Below are 17,211 nucleotides of genomic sequence, written 5' to 3' on the forward strand. Positions count from 1 at the left end.
GCTAGTGCGCGGATACAGCGGCGCTAGAACGCACGTTCCCAGCCCCGTGGCAGGGGTTTCACCAGGGAATGGTGCCGTTCCCGCGCAGGAAGACCCCCGACGGCCCGTCCGCAGGCAGCAGGGCGGCGTCGGCGATGTGCCGCGCGGCTTCCTGCGGGGTCTGTTCGGCGTCCGGGCGCATCCGGGTTCTGACCATCCCCGGGTTGATGGAGTTCACCAGGACCCCGCTGCCGTCCGTCTCCTTCGCCAGCATCACGGTCAGCGCGTTCAGCGCCGTCTTGGACGCGGAGTAGGCGGGGCACTGCGCGGCGGGGCCGTACGTGAAGGACGCGGCGCCACTGGAGACGTTGACCACTCTGCCCCAACCGCGGTCCACCATGCCCGGCAGGAAGGCCTGGGCCATCCGCCAGGCGCCCAGCAGGTTCACCTCGAGGGTGTGGCGCACCTGGTCCAGATCGACTTCGGAGGGGGACATTCCCCAGTCCAGCTGCACACCGGCGTTGTTGACGAGGACGTCCACGGTCCCGGCGCGCTTGACCGCCTCGTCCACCGACGCCTGGTCGGTGACGTCGAGAGCGAGAGGAACGACGTCGGCGCCCAGCCCGCCGGCCGCGTCGGCCGCCGCGCGCTCGTCACGTGCGGCCAGCACGACCCGGTGTCCCCGGGCATGCAGTTCGGCGGCGACCGCTAGGCCGAGGCCCCGGTTCGCGCCGGTCACCAGTGCGGTACGGGAAGGGGGCACGTCGACTCCTGATCCGGTGGCGGCCACCAGGCCGCCAGGCGACCAGGCCAGAGGGACGCGGGGGGCATGGGGCATGGGGTCATGGGGGAAGGACACGTGTGAGGATGCGGGGCGCGGCTGGAGGATCGCTCAAGTGATCGGAAGCGGAGGGTGCGCCTTGAGCGTCGCTCGAGTCCCGCTCGAGCCGGAGTCGACCGATACTCGGGCGTAATTCCAGTGGGCGGCCCCATGATTGGCCAATGACCGGTAGCCACGATTCCATGACCGACGACCACCGGGGAAGTGACGAAAGCGAATCCTCGGTGACACTCAGCGGAGCGGCCGGGCCCGGCCGGGCGAAGCCGCCGAAGCGTCCCCGGACGATCGGACGCAGGATCCTGCTGGCCACGGCCGGCCTGGTGGGCATCGGCCTGGTGGGCGGCGGGGCCTACGCGGTCAACTTCGCCAGGGTGTACAAGGGACGCAAACTCAGCAACGTCGGCGAGCTCTCCTTCGCCAACAAGGTGCGGATCCCTCCGCTGATGGAGGGGCAGGACGACGGCTCCGGACGCCGCGTGTTCAAGCTGACCGCGCAGACCGGGCAAAGCCGTCTGCTGCCCGGCAAGGAGACCCCGACCTGGGGGATCAACGGCGCATATCTGGGGCCCACGTTACGGGCCCGCCGGGGGCAGAAGGTGGCGGTGTCGCTCACCAACCGCCTCCCGGAGGCGACCACCCTGCACTGGCACGGCATGCACCTGCCCCCCGAGATGGACGGCGGACCGCACCAGATGGTGCAGCCCGGCGCCGACTGGAACCCCGAGTGGGAGATCAGCCAGCCCGCCGCGACCCTCTGGTACCACCCGCACCCGCACGAGAGCACGGCCGACCATGTGTCCCGGGGCGTGGCCGGCCTCTTCATCCTCGAGGACGACGAGGCGGACCGGTCGGGTCTGCCCAACTCCTATGGTGTGGACGACATTCCACTGATCCTTCAGGACCGGCAGTTCAACGACGACGGCTCCATCGATCTGCGCGGGGCCTCGTTCATGGAGAGCCTGGCGGGGGTGGGCAGCCCCGGTGTGCTCGGTGACACGATCCTGGTGAACGGCACCTACGACCCGCACGTCCAGATCTCCACCACCCGGGTGCGGTTCAGGCTGATGAACGCCTCCGGCGCCAGGACCTACAACCTGGGGTTCACCGACAGCCGCGAGTTCCACCTGGTCGCCCAGGACAACGGGCTGCTGGAACGGCCCCTGCCGCTACGCCGGATACAGCTCACGCCGGGCGAACGCGCCGAGATCGTGGTGGCCTTCAAGCCCAAGGACCGGGTCGTACTGCGCAGTTTCGAGCCCGAGCTCGGCCTGGCGTTCCCGACGGACCGGCTGGGCGGCGGGGACGACACCTTCGACATGATCGAGGTACGGGCACGGGAGCGGCTCACCGAGTCCCGGCCACTGCCCGACACCCTGCGCGGGGCGCCCGCCGCGATCAGCGTCCCCGAGAAGGCTCACACCCGCACCTTCGAGTTCAACAACTATCAGATCAACGGCAAGAGCATGGACATGAGCCGCATCGACGAGGTGGTTCCGGCCGGGAAGGTCGAGATCTGGGAGGTGACCGGCGACGCCGAGGTGGTGCACAACTTCCATGTCCACGGCCTCACCTTCAACGTCCTCGAGTACGCGGGGAAGAAACCCGAAGCCTGGCAGCGCGGGCCCAAGGACACCGTGCGCGTGCCGTCGGGCGGCACCGTGCGACTGGCGGTCGCGCTGCCGACCCACACCGATTCCAAGATCCCGTACATGTATCACTGCCACATCCTCCGTCACGAAGACCTGGGAATGATGGGGCAGTTCACCGTGGTGAAGCCGGGGACGGAGAACAGCGCCCCGCGGACGGTCGACGGCGCACACCACTGACACCCCTTGGCGGACGGGGAGTGGTGACGTCGAGCGCCGTACCCGGCCCACGGGTATGGCGCTCTCGGATTCACTTGACAATCAAGTATCTCGACCCTCAAGATAAGGGAGTGCCTTGAGCGCCAAGGAATTGGCCTTCGGGCAGAAGCAAGCCGTATCCGATCAGGAATGCTGCCGGCCCACGGGCCGATCCAAGACGACGAGGTGGACTGATGCGTGACCTGGAGACGACCCGGACAAGGAGTGCGGTCCTGATCGGCTGCGGCATCGCCGGGCCGGTCTTGGCCCTGTTCCTGCAGAAGGCGGGCATCGAGGCGGTCATCTACGAGGGGAAAGAGGAACCCCGCGACGAGGTCGGCGCCTTTCTGAACCTGGCCCCCAACGGAGTGGCCGTACTGGAGACCCTGGGCATCCGCGAGGACGTCGAACAGGTCGGCAGCCAGACCACCAGCACCGCCTTCCTCAACCACCACGGCAAGAAGCTCGGCGAGAACCCGGCCGAGACCGTGCTGCTGAAGCGCGGCCTGCTCAACAAGGCCCTGCGCGATGCCGCTGTGAAGCGCGGTGTCCGGCTGGAGTTCGGCAAGTTCTTCGAGAGTGTCGAGGAGACCGCCGACGGCGTCCGGGTGCACTTCTCCGACGGCACCACCGCCGAGGCGGACATCCTCATCGGCTGCGACGGCATCCACTCGAAGACCCGCTACACCGTGATGCCCGACGCCCCTCACCCCGAGTACACCGGTGTGATCGGCACGGCCGGCTACACCCGCTCCAAGGACGCCGCGCCGGCCGACGGTGTGATGCGGATGTCGTTCTGCTACAAGGGGTTCTTCGGCTACCAGACCACTCCGGGCGACGAGATCTACTGGTTCGAGAACTACCACCAGGCCGAGGAGCCCGCGCGGGGCGAGACGGAGCGGACCCCCCACGAGGAGTGGAAGGCCCGGCTGCTGGAGCGCCACAACAAGGACCACTACCCCGTCTCGGCCATCATCGACTCCACGCCGAGCGGCATCATCGGCTACCCCATCTACGACATGCTCACGTTGCCGCTGTGGCACCGGGGCCGGGTCTGCCTCGTCGGCGACGCCGCTCACGCCACCTCGCCGCACGTGGGGCAGGGCGCGTCCATGGCCATGGAGGACGCGATCGTCCTGGCCAAGTGCCTGCGCGACCTTCCCACCCCGCAGCAGGCCTTCGCGGCCTTCCAGTCCCTCCGTCAGGAGCGGGTGGAGAAGATCATCAAGGAAGGCCGCAGGACCGGCAACCAGAAGGCGGCCCCCAACGGCTTCCAGCGCTCGGTGCGGGACCTGGTCCTGCCGTTCTTCCTGAAGCTCGGTGTCAAGGCGACCGTTCCGGTCTACTCGTACCGGGTGGCCTGGGACGAGAAGGTGACCGAGAAGACGGTGGCCGCCGCCCGGTGACGGACGGCGGCCGGTGGAGCCGGCAGGGCACACGCCCTGCCGGCTCCCGTTTTTTTGCCGTTGTGCTCCTTGTGCTCCTGTTCAGTGATCGGTGTGCGTGGAGATCTGCACGTAGTTGCCCTCGGGGTCCGCGACGTAGGCCTGACGCTCGCCCCACGGCTGGTCCTTGGGGGCCATGAGCACCTTGGCGCCGGCCTTCTTGGCCTTGGCGAAGGCCTGGTCGACGTTGCTGACGAGCACCGCGACGTCCGACTGCTTGTTCGTGGACTTACCGACGTGCCGCAGACCCGTGTACGTCTGGATCGTGTCGTACGAGCTGAAGGTGATGTAGTACGTGCCTTCCTTGCTCACGGTGCCGAACATCCCGGGCCCCTCCGCGGGGAACCGGAAGTCCACCGTGAAGCCCAGGGCCTTGCTGTAGAAGTCGAGCATTTTGTCGACGTCGCCGGTGTAGAGGTTCGGCTGCCCGTAACGGGCTGCCGCCGCGACCGTGTCGGCCTTGTCGTTCTTGGCTTCGGCGGCGTTCGAGACGCTGCCCAGGCCGACCATCAGCAGCGTGGACGCGGCGGTCCCCGCAGCCCATCTTCGAGCGTTCAACGACGTCCTCATCGGGTGACTCCTTTTGCTTGTCATGAGCGAAGCTCATTGAGCCAGCAACCAACCCAATCGAACTCGCGTATCGCTCGAGCGGCTCATCGAGCTCATCTCCACCTCTCTTCCAGCGGGCGGCGCGACGGTGTGCACGGCACCCCACCCTGCTACCGCGTCCCGGTGACGCAGAGATTGGAGAGCTCATGCGCGACTCCACCCAGATCCTTGTCATCGGGGGAGGTCCCGCCGGCTCCACGGCGGCCGGACTGCTGGCCAAGGAGGGATTCGAAGTCACGCTGCTGGAACGGGACAGGTTCCCGCGCTACCACATCGGCGAGTCGATCCTGCCCTCCTGCCGGCCGATCCTCGAATACCTCGGTGTGTGGGACAAGGTGAACCGCCACGGCTTCCAGCCGAAGGGCGGTGCCTACTTCTTCTGGGGCCCGGAAGAGTGGGAGGTCAACTTCAGCGGCCTCGGCGCGGACGGCACCAACGCCTGGCAGGTGGTGCGCTCGGAGTTCGACGAGATCCTGCTGCGGCACGCGGCCGAGCTGGGCGTGACGGTGGTGGAGGAGACCACCGTCAAGGAGGTCCACTTCGAGAACGGCCGGCCGGTGGCCGCCAGCTGGGTCGACAGCAAGGACCCGGGCCGCTCCGGCCGCATCGGCTTCGACTACGTGATCGACTGCTCCGGCCGCGCCGGACTGATCGCCGCCCGCCAGCAGAAGAGCCGGAAGTACCACGAGGTGTTCCAGAACGTGGCCGCCTGGACCTACTGGAAGGGCGTCAAGCGGCTCGACCGGGGCCCGGACGGCGCCATCACGGTGGCCTCCGCCCCCGACGGCTGGTTCTGGGTCATCCCGCTGCACGACGGGACCACCAGCGTCGGACTGGTCACCGGACGCGACATCTTCAACGAGAAGAAGCGCGCCATGGGCGGCATCCAGCAGGTCTACGACCAGGTCCTCACCGAGTGCCCGAGGGTGGCGGCACTGGTGGAAGGCGCCGAGCAGGTCGCCGGAATGAAGGTGGAACAGGACTACTCGTACACCGCCGAGAGCTTCTGCGGACCCGGCTATCTGCTCAGCGGCGACGCGGCCTGCTTCCTGGACCCGCTGCTGTCCACCGGCGTCCATCTGGCCACGTACAGCGGGATGCTGAGCGCCGCCGCCCTGTCCAGCGTGCTGCGCGGAGACGTCGCGGAGGACGAGGCCTGGGAGTTCTACCAGACCGTCTACCGGCACGCGTACGAGCGGCTGCTGGTGCTGGTGTCCGTGTTCTACGAGAGCTACCGCGGCAAGGAGCACCACTTCTACAACGCCCAGCGGCTCACGCAGGGCCAGCGCGAGAGCCTCGACCTCCAGGAGGCGTTCAACCGCATCGTCACCGGCATCGCCGACATGGACGACGCGCAGGACGTGTACGCCAGCGTCCACGCCCACCTCAACGGCGCGGAGAGCGGTGACCCCAACCCCCTGGCCAACCTCAACAAGGTCCACGAGCAGAAGCAGGCTCCGATGAACCCGGACAACGCCGTGGGCGGCCTGTACCTGTCCTTCGGGCCCAGCCTGGGCCTGCGGCGAGCGGAAGGAGGGACCGCCTGATGACGAGTCAGTCGAGCCAGGCGAGTCAGTCCACAGTGGTCTCCCCTGAGGACATCACCAAGATCAGCGGCCTGGGCCACAGCTTCACGGTCTCCAAGCTGCTGCTCAGCGCCGTCGAGGTCGGGGTGTTCACCGCCCTGGCCGCCAGCGCCGAAGGGAGCGCGGAGACGGAGGAACTGCGGGCCGCAACCGGCCTGCACGCGCGCTCGGCCACCGACTTCTTCGACGCCCTGGTGGCCCTCGGGCTGCTGGAGAAGAAGGAGGGACGCTACTACAACAGCGCACTGGCCCAAGCGTGCCTGGTGCGCGGCGAGAACTACCGGGGCGGGTTCCTCGACGGGGCCAACTACGTGCTCTACCCCGCCTGGGGACGGCTCACCGAGGCGCTGCGCACCGGCAAGCCCCAGGCCGAGGGCGACTTCGAGGAGATGCTGAACGATCCTCGGGCGCGGCAGGCGTTCCTCACCATGCAGGACGCCCTCAGCTCGCCGCTGGTCCCGCAGCTGCTGGAGGCGGTCGACTTCGGCGAGTTCCGCACCCTGGCCGACATCGGCGGTGCGCGCGGCAACCTCGCCGGGCTCGTCCTCCAGGCGAGGCCCGAGCTGACCGCCCAGGTCTTCGACCGTCCCCAGAACGCCGAACCGTGCGCGGAGCACGCCAAGTCCCTCGGGGTGGACGGCAGGCTGGAGTTCGCCGGCGGCGACTTCTTCGCCGACCCGCTGCCCGCCGCCGACGTGCTCGTCATCGGTCATGTGCTCGCCGACTTCTCGGTCGACGAACGCAAGCAGCTGGTGGCGAAGGCGTTCGAGGCGGTCAGCCCGGGTGGCGCGCTGCTGGTGTACGACCCGATGCCGGGCGACGAACCCCACCTGCCCGCGCTGGTGTCCAGCCTGCACATGCTGGTGATGACTCCGGCCGGGGCGGGCTATCACCCCGGCGACTGCGAACAGTGGATGCGTGTGGCCGGGTTCACCGAGGTCACCCGCCATCCGCTGCTGCTCGGCAACACGCTGCTCGTCGCCCGTAAGCCCGCCTGAGGGAAGGGAGCCCGCCATGGAGATAGGAGTGGGGCTGCCCACCACGGTCCCGGACATCGACGGGAACCGGCTCACCACCTGGGCCAGACAGGCCGAGGACCACGGCTTCGCCAGCCTGGGTGTGCTGGACCGGCTGGTGTACGACAACTACGAGTCGCTGACCTCGCTCGCCGCCGCCGCCGCGGTGACCGAGCGGATCCGGCTGGTCTCCAGCATCCTGATCGCCGCGTACCGGCCGGGCACGGCGGTCCTCGCCAAGCAGGCGGCGACCGTCCACGCCCTGTCCGACGGGCGGCTGACGCTGGGAGTGGCGGCCGGTGGCAGGGAGGACGACTTCCAGGCCACCGGGGCACGTTACCGGGACCGCGGCCGCCGGCTGGACGACATGGTCACCGAGATGAAGGCCATCTGGGCGGGCAAGGGGCCGGTGCCCGGCATCGGTCCGTCGTTCCCGGACGGCAACGCTCCCGAGCTGATCGTGGGCGGACACACGCCGGCCGCGATGGCCAGGGCCGCCCGGCACGCGGACGGCTGGATCGCGGGCGGCAGTTCGGCCACCGGGTACGCGGAACTGGCCGACCGGGCCCGCCAGGCCTGGCGGACGGAGGGACGCGCGGAGAAGCCCAGGCTGGTCGCTCTGACGTACGCGTGCCTGGGCCCCGACTCCCGTGCGGTGGCCGAGCGTTATCTGCGGGCGTACTACGCGTTCATCGGCCCCAAGGCCGAGATGGCGGCCAAGGCCGTCATCATCGGTGCGGAGAGTCTGCGGGACACTGTCTCGGCCTACGCGGAGTCGGGCTGCGACGAACTGCTGATCTTCCCGTGCACGGCGGACCCAGGCCAGCTGGAGCTTCTCGCGGAGGCAGCCCTGCGCTGACTCACACTCCCCGGCACGAGCCGGGCGGATCGGCCTCGGGGGCCGGTTCGCCCGGCTCGGTGTGCGTGGGGCGCCACAACTTCCTTGGAGCACATCCACTCGCCTACCTTGCCGGCAGGAGCAACGGGGTCCGGCTCCCGGAACGGGTCAAGTGACCGCCGTGGGGGACCTGCTCGTGGGGCGCACGCGCGGTGCCCTTTCCGGGGGGCCGGATCACGCGGGGATCGCCTGTTACAGGGGCAGGGAGAGCTGGCGTCGGGAGGTGATTCCGAGCTTCTGGAACACCTTGCGCAGGTGGTACTCGACGGTGCCGGCGGTGATGAACAGGCGTCTGCTGGAGGCGTCTGCGACGGCGCGGCTGAGCGAGGACCGGGAGACGTGCATCTCCGCGGGGCCGTGGTGAAGCTCGCGGCCAGGGCGACGGCCGTGTACGCCGTCAGGTGTCGCAAGGCGGTGGCCTCCACGGCCGACGAGTGCAGGGCTCGCCCGCGTCGATTGATGCGTTCATCACATGAATAGATCTCGGTTTGATGCTGGACACCGATCCGGTGGTGCTTCGAGACTCTCGCGTAACACCTCGGCTTGCCCTCGCCCGACTCCGCCCCGCCGTCGAGGGCCAGTCTCCGAGAAAGCAGCGGCGCCATGCTGGCAGCTCTGGGCTTCGCCACGATCGCCGTCCTCCTGCTGGTCACCATGACCAAAAGGGCCTCGGTACTGGTCGCGCTGATCCTGCTTCCGGTGCTGGGGGCGCTCATCGGCGGCTTCGCGGACGATCCGGGCGAGTGCATATGAATCGTCGAGCATTCGTTGAAGAGGAGCCCGCATGGAGTTCACTCGGACATCGGTACGACGTCGCAGGAAAGGCCGGTTGCGCCGCACCGGCCTGATCGCGGGAGCGAGCGCGATGCTCCTTGCCGCAGGCACGGCCGTGGCCCCCGGCGCCTCGGGCGCGGGTGACGCCCGGGGCACCGGCACCGTGTCTCCCCGCGTCGCCGCCCTCATCGCGAGGATGTCGCTGGACGAGAAGTTGTCCTTCGTCCATGGAGGCACCGATCCCCGCAAACTCGGCCAGGCCGGATACATCCCCGGGGTTCCCCGCCTCGGCATCCCCGAACTGCGGCTCACCGACGGACCGGCGGGCGTCCGGGTCAACGCGCACGCCACCGCGATGCCGGCGCCGGTCGCGCTCGCCTCGTCCTTCGACGACCGACTGGCCCGTACGTTCGGCCAGGTCATCGGACGCGACGGCCGTGCGCTCGGCCAGGACGTGCTGCTCTCCCCGATGACGAACATCATCCGGGTGCCGTACGCGGGGCGGAACTTCGAGACCTTCAGCGAGGACCCGCTGCTCAGCTCCCGCATGGTGTCCGGCGAGATCGCGGGCGTGCAGAGCCAGGGCCTGATCGCCACAGTCAAGCACTACGCGGAGAACAACCAGGAAGACAACCGCATGGGGGTGAACGTCAACGTCGACGAACAGACCCTGCGTCAGATCGAGCTGCCCGCCTTCGAGGCCGCCGTCAAGGCCGGCGCCGGTGCGGTGATGTGCTCGTACAACTCGGTGAACGGCGAGCACGGCTGCGGCAGCGACGAACTGCTCGACTCGATCCTCAAAGAGCAGTGGGGCTTTAAGGGCTGGGTCATGTCGGACTGGGGTGCGACCCACGCGACGAGCGACATCGTGAACGGCCTCGACCAGGAGATGCCGAGCGGCGTCTTTCTGGGCGACGGACTGAAGACCGCGATCACGAACGGCACCATTCCGGTCTCGGAGCTGAACGACGCGGTCGCCCGCATCCTGGGCCAGATGAAGAAATTCGGTCTCCTCGACGGCGCTGTGGGCCGACGGCCCGCACGCGACCCGAAGGGCGGCGCCCAGATCGCGCAGAAGGTGGCCGAGTCCGGCTCCGTCCTGCTGAAGAACACCGGCAGGGCGCTTCCGCTGACCGGCAAGGACACCAGCATCGGACTCATCGGTCCGACGGCGAAGACGCCGAAGGTCACCGGCGGCGGCAGTTCCTACGTCGTACCGGACTCCGCGTCCTCGCCGCTGGCCACCATCACGCGGCGGGCCGGCCGGAATGCCAGGGTGCGCTACGCCGCCGGAGGCGACAACACCGGCGCCCCCATTCCCGCGACGGCCCTCAACCCCGCCCTGGCGGTCGGCTCGGACGGCACGATCCCCGTCACACCGGCCGCCTCCTTCAACTACAGCGGCACCCTCACCGTGCCGGCCGACGGCGACTACTCCTTCGTCTACGACCTTCCCGCGGCGTACGGCACGCTGAAGATCGACGGCAAGAGCGTCATCACCGGCTTCCTGGGTTCCAGCACCGCCAACGTGCACCTGACGGCGGGAACGCACGGCATCGCGGCCGGCGCCTCCGCGATCCAGGGCGCACCGACCAAGATCCGGCTGAACTGGGTCACCCCGCAGGCCGCGCGGGCCGCCCGGGAGCAGGCCGTGGCCCTGGCCCGTCAGGTGAAGACCCCCATCGTCTTCGCCTACGACGACGGTACCGAGGGCTTCGACCGGAAGAACCTCTCCCTGCCGGCCGACCAGAACGGGCTCATCTCCGCCGTCGCCGACGCCAACCCGAACACGATCGTCGTCCTCAACACAGGATCGTCGGTCACCATGCCATGGCTGCCCAAGGTCAAGGCGGTGCTCGACACGTACTACCCCGGGGAAAACGGGGCCGAGGCCACCGCCCGGCTGCTCTACGGCGACGTGAACCCGTCGGGCAAGACCACCCAGACCTTCCCCGCGAGCGAGTCCGCCACACCGGTCGCCGGCGACCCGCTCAGGTACCCGGGAGTGGACAACCAGGAGAACTACTCCGAGGGCGTCTACGTGGGCTACCGCTGGTACGACAAGGAGAAGGCCGCCCCGCTGTTCCCCTTCGGCCACGGCCTGTCGTACACCTCCTTCGCCTACCGGGACCTCGCGGTACGGCAGAGTCACGGCGGGGTGACCGTCTCGTTCACCCTGAAGAACACCGGCACCCGTGACGGCGACGAGGTCGCCCAGGTCTACGTCGGTGCGAGCCCGAAGACCACCGCGCCGCAGGCGGTGCGCTCGCTCGGCGGCTACGAGAAGGTGCATCTGCGCGCCGGTGAGTCGAAGACCGTACGCATCCGGGTCGACGCCCAGCAGTTGAAGTACTGGAACACGTCCTCCCACGCCTGGGTGCTCGGCACCGGGCACCGGGAGGTGTGGGTCGGCTCCTCGTCGCGGACGCTCCCCCTGCACGGCGGGGTCGACGTCGCGCACTGACCGCACGGCTCGCACCGTCAACCGGGTGCCGAGCCGCGTCTGATGCCGGGCCCGTCCAGGCCCGGCTCCCTCCCCCCACCACCAAGGGTGCCGGCCGCGCCGCCGCGGCCGGCACCCGGCCAGAGAGGTTCTCATCCATGACTGCCAGCAGAATCCGTACTGTCCTGGGCGGCGCGTTGGTCATGTCCCTCGCCGTCGTCGGGCTGCTGCCCGCGACGGCTTCCGCGAGTGCGCCGACCGTGGTGCCCACCGACAAGGGCGCTGTGCGCGGCGCCACCTCGAAGGGCGTCGAGAGGTTCCTCGGCATCCCCTACGCGGCGGCGCCCACCGGCTCCCTGCGCTGGAAGCCGCCGAGGCCCGCAGCGCGGTGGACCGGCGTCCGGGAGGCGGCCGGTTTCGGCAATCCCTGTCCCGTACTGCCCAGCGGCAACGGACCACGCAGCGAGACGGAGGACTGCCTCGACGTCAACGTGTGGCGGCCGTCGGGCGTACGGGGCGGCGCCCGCCTTCCGGTGCACGTCTTCATTCACGGCGGTGGCCTGACCAACGGCAGCGGCTCGCAGAACGACGAGTCGAAGCTCGTCAAGGAAACGGGTGTCATCGGCGTCTCGCTCAACTACCGACTCGGCGCCTTCGGCTTCCTCGGCCTGCCCGCCCTCACCGAGGAGGGCGGCGAGTCCGGCAACTACGGGTTCATGGACCAGCAGGCCGCGCTGCGCTGGGTGCAGCGCAACATCGCCGCCTTCGGCGGTAACCCCGGTAAGGTCACCATCGACGGCGAGTCCGCGGGCGGCTGGTCCATCTGCGGTCATCTGGTGTCGCCGGGCTCGCGCGGGCTGTTCACCCGCGCCATGATCCAGAGCGGCTCCTGTCCCAGCGGGCCGCAGGCCCCGGCGGAGGCCGCGGGGACGGCGTTTGCCCGGCAGGCGGGCTGTGACGGCACGGCTCAGCCGGCCGTCCTCGACTGTCTGCGGTCGGCTCCGGTGGGTACGCTCCTCGACGCGAGCCGGACCTTCTCGGCCGGCTTCGTGGACGGGACTCCGACGTTCCCGACCCGAGTGGGCGAGGCGCTGGCCAGCGGGGGGTTCGCCCGCGTGCCCGTGGTCGTCGGCGCCACCCGTGACGAGGGCCGCACCTTCGCCGCGGGCTACATAGGCGCGGGCAAGGAGGTCTACCTCGCCTTCGTCCAGGGCATCGCCGGCGCCCGGGCCGACGAGGTCCTCGCCCGTTACCCCTGGCCCGATACGTCCGACCGGTACACCGCGGCGTACCTCATCGGCGGGATCATGACCGACTCGGGGATGATCTCGGGGATCGGCGGGTGCGGACTCCGCTCGCTCGCCCGGACCTTCGCGCGGTACACCCCCACCTATGCGTACGAGTTCGACCACCGGACCGGCCCTGGCCTGACGCAGATCCCCGGCTACGTATGGGGGGCCGGCCACGCCGCGGAACTCGCCTACATCTGGCCCAGCTTCAACAACGGCACACCCATCGCCCCGCTGTTCAACGCCGACGAGCGCCGGCTCGCCCGCGAGATGACACGGTACTGGGGCGCGTTCACGAAGACCGGCCGGCCTGCCGTCGCCCGGCAGACGAGTTGGCCCGGCTATCACAGCGGCAACGGCCTGATGCTGTCGCTGCGGGCGGGGGGCAGGAGTGCCCTGATCGACGACGACCGGTACTCGACGGAACACCAGTGCGCGTTCTGGGAGACGATGCCGGGCGCACAGCACTCCTGAGCCCGGATCCACCGGCTTGATGCCTGTGGATAGTTCTTCCGGAAACGAGGAAGTGCCTTGTGAACTGCGATGATGGGGTTTCTCCAGGACCACATCAGGCACGATCGGCAAGGCACTTCCGACATGCGGTCTTCCCATGTTGCGGCGGCGGTCTCATCCGCGTTCGACGATCCGAACGTGGTCGCGTACGGCGGGCTGGAGCCGGTGGTGCGGCTGGCCGAGCGGCGCGGCCTGCCCGCGCTGACCGACGAGTTGGTACGGCTGCCGGTCTCGAAGGACGGCACCGGCGCCTTCCCGGCGGCGAAACTGATGTCGCTGGTGAGCGGCATGGTCGCGGGCGCCGACAGCATCGATGACATGGACCGGTTGCGGCACGGCGCGTCCCCGCCGCCCGCCGCCTACCGCATGGCCCACTGCTGATTGCTGCCGCCATGGCAGGCCCACAGCGCAAGCTTCGTGCCGTTGGTGGTGCCGTTGTTGTAGGCGTCCAGGCACATTCCGGACTGGACGCCGCTGATCGTGCCGTCGGCGTTCACGTTCCATTGCTGGTTGGTCTGGCCGTTGCAGTCCCAGACCACGGCCGCCGTGCCGTTGGTGGTGCCGTTGTTGTAGGCGTCCAGGCACTTGTTGCCGTAGATCATCAGCTGCTTGCTCGCGGTGTACGTCCATTGCTGGTTGGCCTGCCCGTTGCAGTCCCACAGCTGCGCCTGGGTGCCGTTGGTGGTTGAGGAGTTGTTGATGTCCGCGCAGCGGCCGGACTGGCCGCCGACGATCTGCTTCGCGCCGGCCGTACTGGCGTCGGTGCCGGTCACGGTGAGCAGGACGGCCTGGCCCGCCGGGACGCTGGTTGCGTAGCTGCCGGTGAAGGTGCCCCGGTCGGTGGCGGCCCACAGGTCGCGTACCGAAGCTGCGCCGGTCAGGCCGAGGTTGGTCCAGTTGGCAGTGATCGTGGCCGCCGAGCCGGTGCGGTTGAGCAGGACCACCGCACGTCGGCCGCTGCCGGACAGGGTCTTGCTGTAGACCTGCAGCCCGCTTTGGTCCTCGGAGACTTTCACGCCCTGCTGGCCGCGGGCGTCCTGGTCGACAGCGATCACTTCCGGGTTGGTCAGCACACTGCGCGTGTCGCTGTTCATCGTGGCCAGGTTGTTGCCCGCCAACAGCGGGGCGCCGGAGACGGCCCACAGGCTCAGGTGGGTGCGGTTCTGTGCCGCGGTGAACCCGGCCATTCCCACGACCAGCATGTCCGGATCGTTGTAGTGGCCCGGGCTCTGGGCGCTCGGATGCTGTGCCGCATCGAAATTGGACAGCACACGGGTCATCGACGCGTTTTCGCCGAAGAAGATGATGTCGCCACTGGTGCGCCACAGGTTGGACATGCCCGGTGCCCAGTTCCACGGGCTCTGGCTGCCCCACTCGCACACCGACAGCACCATCGATCGGCCGGTTGTCGCGGTGGCGCGACTGATCGAGTCGCTGATTGCCTGGTAGGTGCTCTGTGCGTTCAGCCCCTCGGCGTTGCCGCCGCACCAGTCGACCTTGACGTAGTCGAAGCCCCACTGGGAGAACTGGAGGAAGTCCTGATCGTAGTGGCCCTCGCTGCCGCTGCCCGGCGCCGCCGGACGGCCGGTGGGATAGTAGTAGCCGCAGCCGTCGCGGCCGGCGTCGGTGTAGATCCCGGCTTTGAGGCCTTTGCTGTGGATGTAGTCGGCGATGGCCTTCATCCCGCCGGGCCACTCGGCGGGATCCACCGTGATGTTGCCGGAGGAGTCGCGGGTTCCCTGCCACCAGCCCTCGTCGATGTTGATGTACTTGTAGCCGGCGTCCTTCATCCCCGAAGCAACTATGGCGTCGGTCTGCGACTTGATGACGTTGTAGTTGATCTGCGCGGCGAAGCTGTTCCACGACGCCCAACCCATCGGCGGCGTACTGATCGACGCGACCGTCTGGACAGCAGCCTGTGCCGGACCGCTCGTTGCCGCGTTGCCTGCCAGTACACCAAGGAGCAACGTGGCAGCGGCCCCCAGACGGGCCAACCGCGTGCGGCCCGGTCCACGGGTCGGCCGACGGACGGTGACCGCATCCGGCGTGCGCGACCCTGCCACGCCGAGGGGCGGAGCTGGTGCCCGGCGCTTCGCACCGGCCCAACGGCATGCCCATACGCGCACGTTCATGTGATCTCCCAGCTCCGCATTGAGCAAGATCTATTCATTGTTAGCGCTAACATTTCATGACGCCGGGATCATGCCCATGGCGGGATATATCCGAGAAGCTTCGGCACGAAGACACTTCCGTACCATCCATGCACTGTCAAGAAGTACGACAGTTGCTGCGGCGAGGCCGGCGGAGTGAGGTGACCTCCGGGTGGGTCATGCTGGAAGGAGCCTGCCGTGAAGACCGGGATCGCTTCATCCTGAAGTTGCTGGTCGCGGGTGCGCCCGCCGGGAATGGCATCCGCGCAGGCCAGGGGCCTGATTGGGCACTTCCCCAGCCCAGTGGATATTGAACGTGCTCAACTCGCAGTCGAGGAGCCATCTCCGCGAAGGGCACCCCGAGGGGCTGCCCATCAGTGCGGTGGGAACGCGGGCTCCAAGCCCTGCATGCCTGCACCGCACCGCACCGCACGCGCACGCCCGACCTCCCGCACCTTCATCACCGCCACCGGACTGCGCCTCGGCAACTGGGTCGGGACCCACCAGAACAACTACCGGCGAGGGCGAATTTCCCTAGAACGGACCAAGGCGCTGGAAGCGCTGCCCGGCTGGAACTGGAACGGGCCCCGCAGTTGGACCAACTGACCTCCTTTTCACTGAAGCTCCTCCGCTCGCGCGACCAGTCGGCGCGCCGACTGCGCGATGAACGCCGAGTTCGAGGCCCTCGCGATCCGATGCCGAGCACCCGAGCAGCACACGAGTCCTGTCGGCACCCGACAGTCCGATCGACCGCCGCACAAATCATTGGAAGAAGGGCGGATCCACACGTCGGCCAGGGTCAGCAACAGCCCCTGATGGAGTGTCACGCACAGCCGTCCACCGGCTGTCCACCGGGACTCTTCGCGCGAACGCGACCAATCCCCCCATGACCAAAAAGGCCAGGACCGCTGCCGCGGCCTACCGGTCCGACGGGCCCAGCGGGAACTGCAGCACGCAGACGGTGGCCAGTTGGGCGGGCAATTCCGTAGGGACGAGTTGTTAGCGCTAACAATTCACCGTCGGTGCCGCTCACAGACGGACCAAGGAGATCGCACGTGATCATTTCGGGATGGATGCGCCACGCTCGGCGCACCCTGATGGCGACGGGGGCGACTCTCGCCCTTGCCGCCGGCGCACTGGTCGGCACCGCCACCACCTCGCAGGCGGCCACCCAGCAGGCGTGTGACATCTACGCCGCGGGCGGCACCCCCTGCGTGGCCGCGCACTCGACCACCCGCGCGCTGTACGCGGCGTACAACGGCACTCTGTACCAGGTGCGACGCGCCTCGGACAACGCGACCACGAACATCGGCCTGCTCGCCGCCGGCGGCTACACCACCACCGCCACCACCCCCATCCCCCGGGCTCGCGGATCTCGCTGCAGGCCACGACCTCCTGCTGCACCGGCGACTACATCCGCCACGACGACGCCGACACCAAGGTCGTCGTCTCCCCCGTCGACTCCTCCGGCCCCGCCACCGTCAAGGCCGACGCCACCTGGATCGTCCGGGCCGGCCTGGCCAACAGCACCTGCCTCTCCTTCGAGTCCGCCAACAACTCCGGGCAGTACCTGCGGCACGCGGGCTTCCAGCTCTACCTGAACGCCAACGACAACAGCTCCCTGTTCGCCCAGGACGCCACGTTCTGCCCGAAGACCGGGCAGAACGGCCAGGGCTACTCCTTCCAGTCCCTCAACTACCCCGACAAGTACCTGCGCCACTACAGCTACACCCTCTACGCCGCCTCCAACGGCGGCTCCAACCCCTGGGACAGCGCCGCCTTCTGGACCGACGACACCAGCTGGCTCGTCGCCCAGCTCTGGAG

Annotated in this window: 15 protein-coding genes and 1 pseudogene; 12 read left to right on the plus strand and 4 right to left on the minus strand. The window is 68.8% G+C overall.

Annotation, left to right across the window (positions count from 1 at the left end; genetic code table 11):
• Nucleotides 1-58: 58 nt before the first annotated feature.
• On the minus strand, nt 59-817 hold the full coding sequence (locus tag ADL01_RS32440) for an SDR family NAD(P)-dependent oxidoreductase (RefSeq protein ID WP_078960875.1): 759 nt from the start codon (nt 815-817) through the stop codon (nt 59-61).
• 185 nt (nt 818-1,002) lie between these two features.
• Here ADL01_RS32440 and ADL01_RS32445 point away from each other — a divergent pair, with 185 nt between their 5' ends.
• The gene (locus ADL01_RS32445; protein ID WP_078960878.1) at nt 1,003-2,646 is read left to right on the plus strand and encodes a multicopper oxidase family protein; all 1,644 of its coding nucleotides are present in this window, start codon (nt 1,003-1,005) and stop codon (nt 2,644-2,646) included.
• Between the two features lie 212 nt (nt 2,647-2,858).
• On the plus strand, nt 2,859-4,070 hold the full coding sequence (locus tag ADL01_RS32450) for an FAD-dependent monooxygenase (protein WP_053745608.1): 1,212 nt from the start codon (nt 2,859-2,861) through the stop codon (nt 4,068-4,070).
• Nucleotides 4,071-4,151: 81 nt separating this feature from the next.
• Here the strand turns inward: ADL01_RS32450 and ADL01_RS32455 are convergent, their stop codons facing one another.
• Nucleotides 4,152-4,679 (minus strand): VOC family protein, encoded by a 528-nt coding sequence (locus tag ADL01_RS32455; RefSeq protein ID WP_053745609.1) that lies wholly within the window; start codon nt 4,677-4,679, stop codon nt 4,152-4,154.
• Between the two features lie 185 nt (nt 4,680-4,864).
• On the opposite strand from ADL01_RS32455, the gene ADL01_RS32460 reads away from it, so the two are divergent.
• From ADL01_RS32460 to ADL01_RS32470, 3 genes are read left to right on the plus strand one after another with little or no spacing between them, the layout of a single operon-like run.
• Nucleotides 4,865-6,265, plus strand: a complete 1,401-nt coding sequence (locus ADL01_RS32460; protein WP_053745610.1) for an NAD(P)/FAD-dependent oxidoreductase — start codon at nt 4,865-4,867, stop codon at nt 6,263-6,265.
• Nucleotides 6,265-7,302, plus strand: a complete 1,038-nt coding sequence (locus ADL01_RS32465; RefSeq protein ID WP_063783610.1) for a methyltransferase — start codon at nt 6,265-6,267, stop codon at nt 7,300-7,302. Before ADL01_RS32460 ends, ADL01_RS32465 begins: the two co-directional genes overlap by 1 nt.
• Before the next feature lie 16 nt (nt 7,303-7,318).
• Nucleotides 7,319-8,179, plus strand: coding sequence for an LLM class flavin-dependent oxidoreductase (locus tag ADL01_RS32470; RefSeq protein WP_053745611.1), 861 nt, complete (start codon nt 7,319-7,321; stop codon nt 8,177-8,179).
• Between the two features lie 231 nt (nt 8,180-8,410).
• Here the strand turns inward: ADL01_RS32470 and ADL01_RS42890 are convergent, their stop codons facing one another.
• Nucleotides 8,411-8,563 (minus strand): LuxR C-terminal-related transcriptional regulator, encoded by a 153-nt coding sequence (locus ADL01_RS42890; RefSeq protein ID WP_234354868.1) that lies wholly within the window; start codon nt 8,561-8,563, stop codon nt 8,411-8,413.
• A gap of 258 nt (nt 8,564-8,821) precedes the next feature.
• On the opposite strand from ADL01_RS42890, the gene ADL01_RS44150 reads away from it, so the two are divergent.
• The 4 genes from ADL01_RS44150 to ADL01_RS32485 all read left to right on the plus strand — a co-directional run bounded on the left by ADL01_RS44150 (nt 8,822) and on the right by ADL01_RS32485 (nt 13,618).
• The gene (locus tag ADL01_RS44150; protein WP_234354869.1) at nt 8,822-8,971 is read left to right on the plus strand and encodes a hypothetical protein; all 150 of its coding nucleotides are present in this window, start codon (nt 8,822-8,824) and stop codon (nt 8,969-8,971) included.
• 31 nt (nt 8,972-9,002) lie between these two features.
• The gene (locus ADL01_RS32475; protein ID WP_078960876.1) at nt 9,003-11,456 is read left to right on the plus strand and encodes a glycoside hydrolase family 3 C-terminal domain-containing protein; all 2,454 of its coding nucleotides are present in this window, start codon (nt 9,003-9,005) and stop codon (nt 11,454-11,456) included.
• A gap of 137 nt (nt 11,457-11,593) precedes the next feature.
• A complete protein-coding gene (locus ADL01_RS32480; protein ID WP_234354870.1) occupies nt 11,594-13,198 on the plus strand; it encodes a carboxylesterase/lipase family protein in 1,605 nt (534 codons plus the stop codon).
• A 123-nt stretch (nt 13,199-13,321) separates the two neighbouring features.
• Nucleotides 13,322-13,618, plus strand: coding sequence for a hypothetical protein (locus ADL01_RS32485; RefSeq protein WP_159049705.1), 297 nt, complete (start codon nt 13,322-13,324; stop codon nt 13,616-13,618).
• Here the strand turns inward: ADL01_RS32485 and ADL01_RS32490 are convergent.
• On the minus strand, nt 13,597-15,114 hold the full coding sequence (locus tag ADL01_RS32490; RefSeq protein WP_107091052.1) for a ricin-type beta-trefoil lectin domain protein: 1,518 nt from the start codon (nt 15,112-15,114) through the stop codon (nt 13,597-13,599). The genes ADL01_RS32485 and ADL01_RS32490 overlap by 22 nt on opposite strands.
• A gap of 681 nt (nt 15,115-15,795) precedes the next feature.
• On the opposite strand from ADL01_RS32490, the gene ADL01_RS44975 reads away from it, so the two are divergent.
• The 3 genes and pseudogenes from ADL01_RS44975 to ADL01_RS47590 all read left to right on the plus strand — a co-directional run.
• The gene (locus tag ADL01_RS44975) at nt 15,796-15,993 is read left to right on the plus strand and encodes a helicase associated domain-containing protein (protein ID WP_159049706.1); all 198 of its coding nucleotides are present in this window, start codon (nt 15,796-15,798) and stop codon (nt 15,991-15,993) included.
• Nucleotides 15,994-16,484: 491 nt separating this feature from the next.
• Nucleotides 16,485-16,676: pseudogene (locus ADL01_RS47585) on the plus strand (arabinofuranosidase catalytic domain-containing protein); the annotation flags it as partial.
• A 125-nt stretch (nt 16,677-16,801) separates the two neighbouring features.
• A partial coding sequence (locus ADL01_RS47590) for an AbfB domain-containing protein (RefSeq protein ID WP_324614648.1) occupies nt 16,802-17,211 on the plus strand: 410 nt, incomplete at its 3' end.

Origin of the sequence: Streptomyces sp. NRRL WC-3618 (assembly GCF_001280005.1) — a bacterium.
GTDB lineage: Bacteria > Actinomycetota > Actinomycetes > Streptomycetales > Streptomycetaceae > Streptomyces.

What these genes read in the sequence shown, in the direction of transcription:
- ADL01_RS32440 (WP_078960875.1), bottom strand. Translation starts at nt 817, where the DNA reads ATGCCCCATGCCCCCCGCGTCCCTCTGGCCTGGTCGCCTGGCGGCCTG.
- ADL01_RS32445 (WP_078960878.1), top strand. Translation starts at nt 1,003, where the DNA reads ATGACCGACGACCACCGGGGAAGTGACGAAAGCGAATCCTCGGTGACA.
- ADL01_RS32450 (WP_053745608.1), top strand. Translation starts at nt 2,859, where the DNA reads ATGCGTGACCTGGAGACGACCCGGACAAGGAGTGCGGTCCTGATCGGC.
- ADL01_RS32455 (WP_053745609.1), bottom strand. Translation starts at nt 4,679, where the DNA reads ATGAGGACGTCGTTGAACGCTCGAAGATGGGCTGCGGGGACCGCCGCG.
- ADL01_RS32460 (WP_053745610.1), top strand. Translation starts at nt 4,865, where the DNA reads ATGCGCGACTCCACCCAGATCCTTGTCATCGGGGGAGGTCCCGCCGGC.
- ADL01_RS32465 (WP_063783610.1), top strand. Translation starts at nt 6,265, where the DNA reads ATGACGAGTCAGTCGAGCCAGGCGAGTCAGTCCACAGTGGTCTCCCCT.
- ADL01_RS32470 (WP_053745611.1), top strand. Translation starts at nt 7,319, where the DNA reads ATGGAGATAGGAGTGGGGCTGCCCACCACGGTCCCGGACATCGACGGG.
- ADL01_RS42890 (WP_234354868.1), bottom strand. Translation starts at nt 8,563, where the DNA reads ATGCACGTCTCCCGGTCCTCGCTCAGCCGCGCCGTCGCAGACGCCTCC.
- ADL01_RS44150 (WP_234354869.1), top strand. Translation starts at nt 8,822, where the DNA reads ATGCTGGCAGCTCTGGGCTTCGCCACGATCGCCGTCCTCCTGCTGGTC.
- ADL01_RS32475 (WP_078960876.1), top strand. Translation starts at nt 9,003, where the DNA reads ATGGAGTTCACTCGGACATCGGTACGACGTCGCAGGAAAGGCCGGTTG.
- ADL01_RS32480 (WP_234354870.1), top strand. Translation starts at nt 11,594, where the DNA reads ATGACTGCCAGCAGAATCCGTACTGTCCTGGGCGGCGCGTTGGTCATG.
- ADL01_RS32485 (WP_159049705.1), top strand. Translation starts at nt 13,322, where the DNA reads ATGCGGTCTTCCCATGTTGCGGCGGCGGTCTCATCCGCGTTCGACGAT.
- ADL01_RS32490 (WP_107091052.1), bottom strand. Translation starts at nt 15,114, where the DNA reads ATGGGTTGGGCGTCGTGGAACAGCTTCGCCGCGCAGATCAACTACAAC.
- ADL01_RS44975 (WP_159049706.1), top strand. Translation starts at nt 15,796, where the DNA reads ATGCCTGCACCGCACCGCACCGCACGCGCACGCCCGACCTCCCGCACC.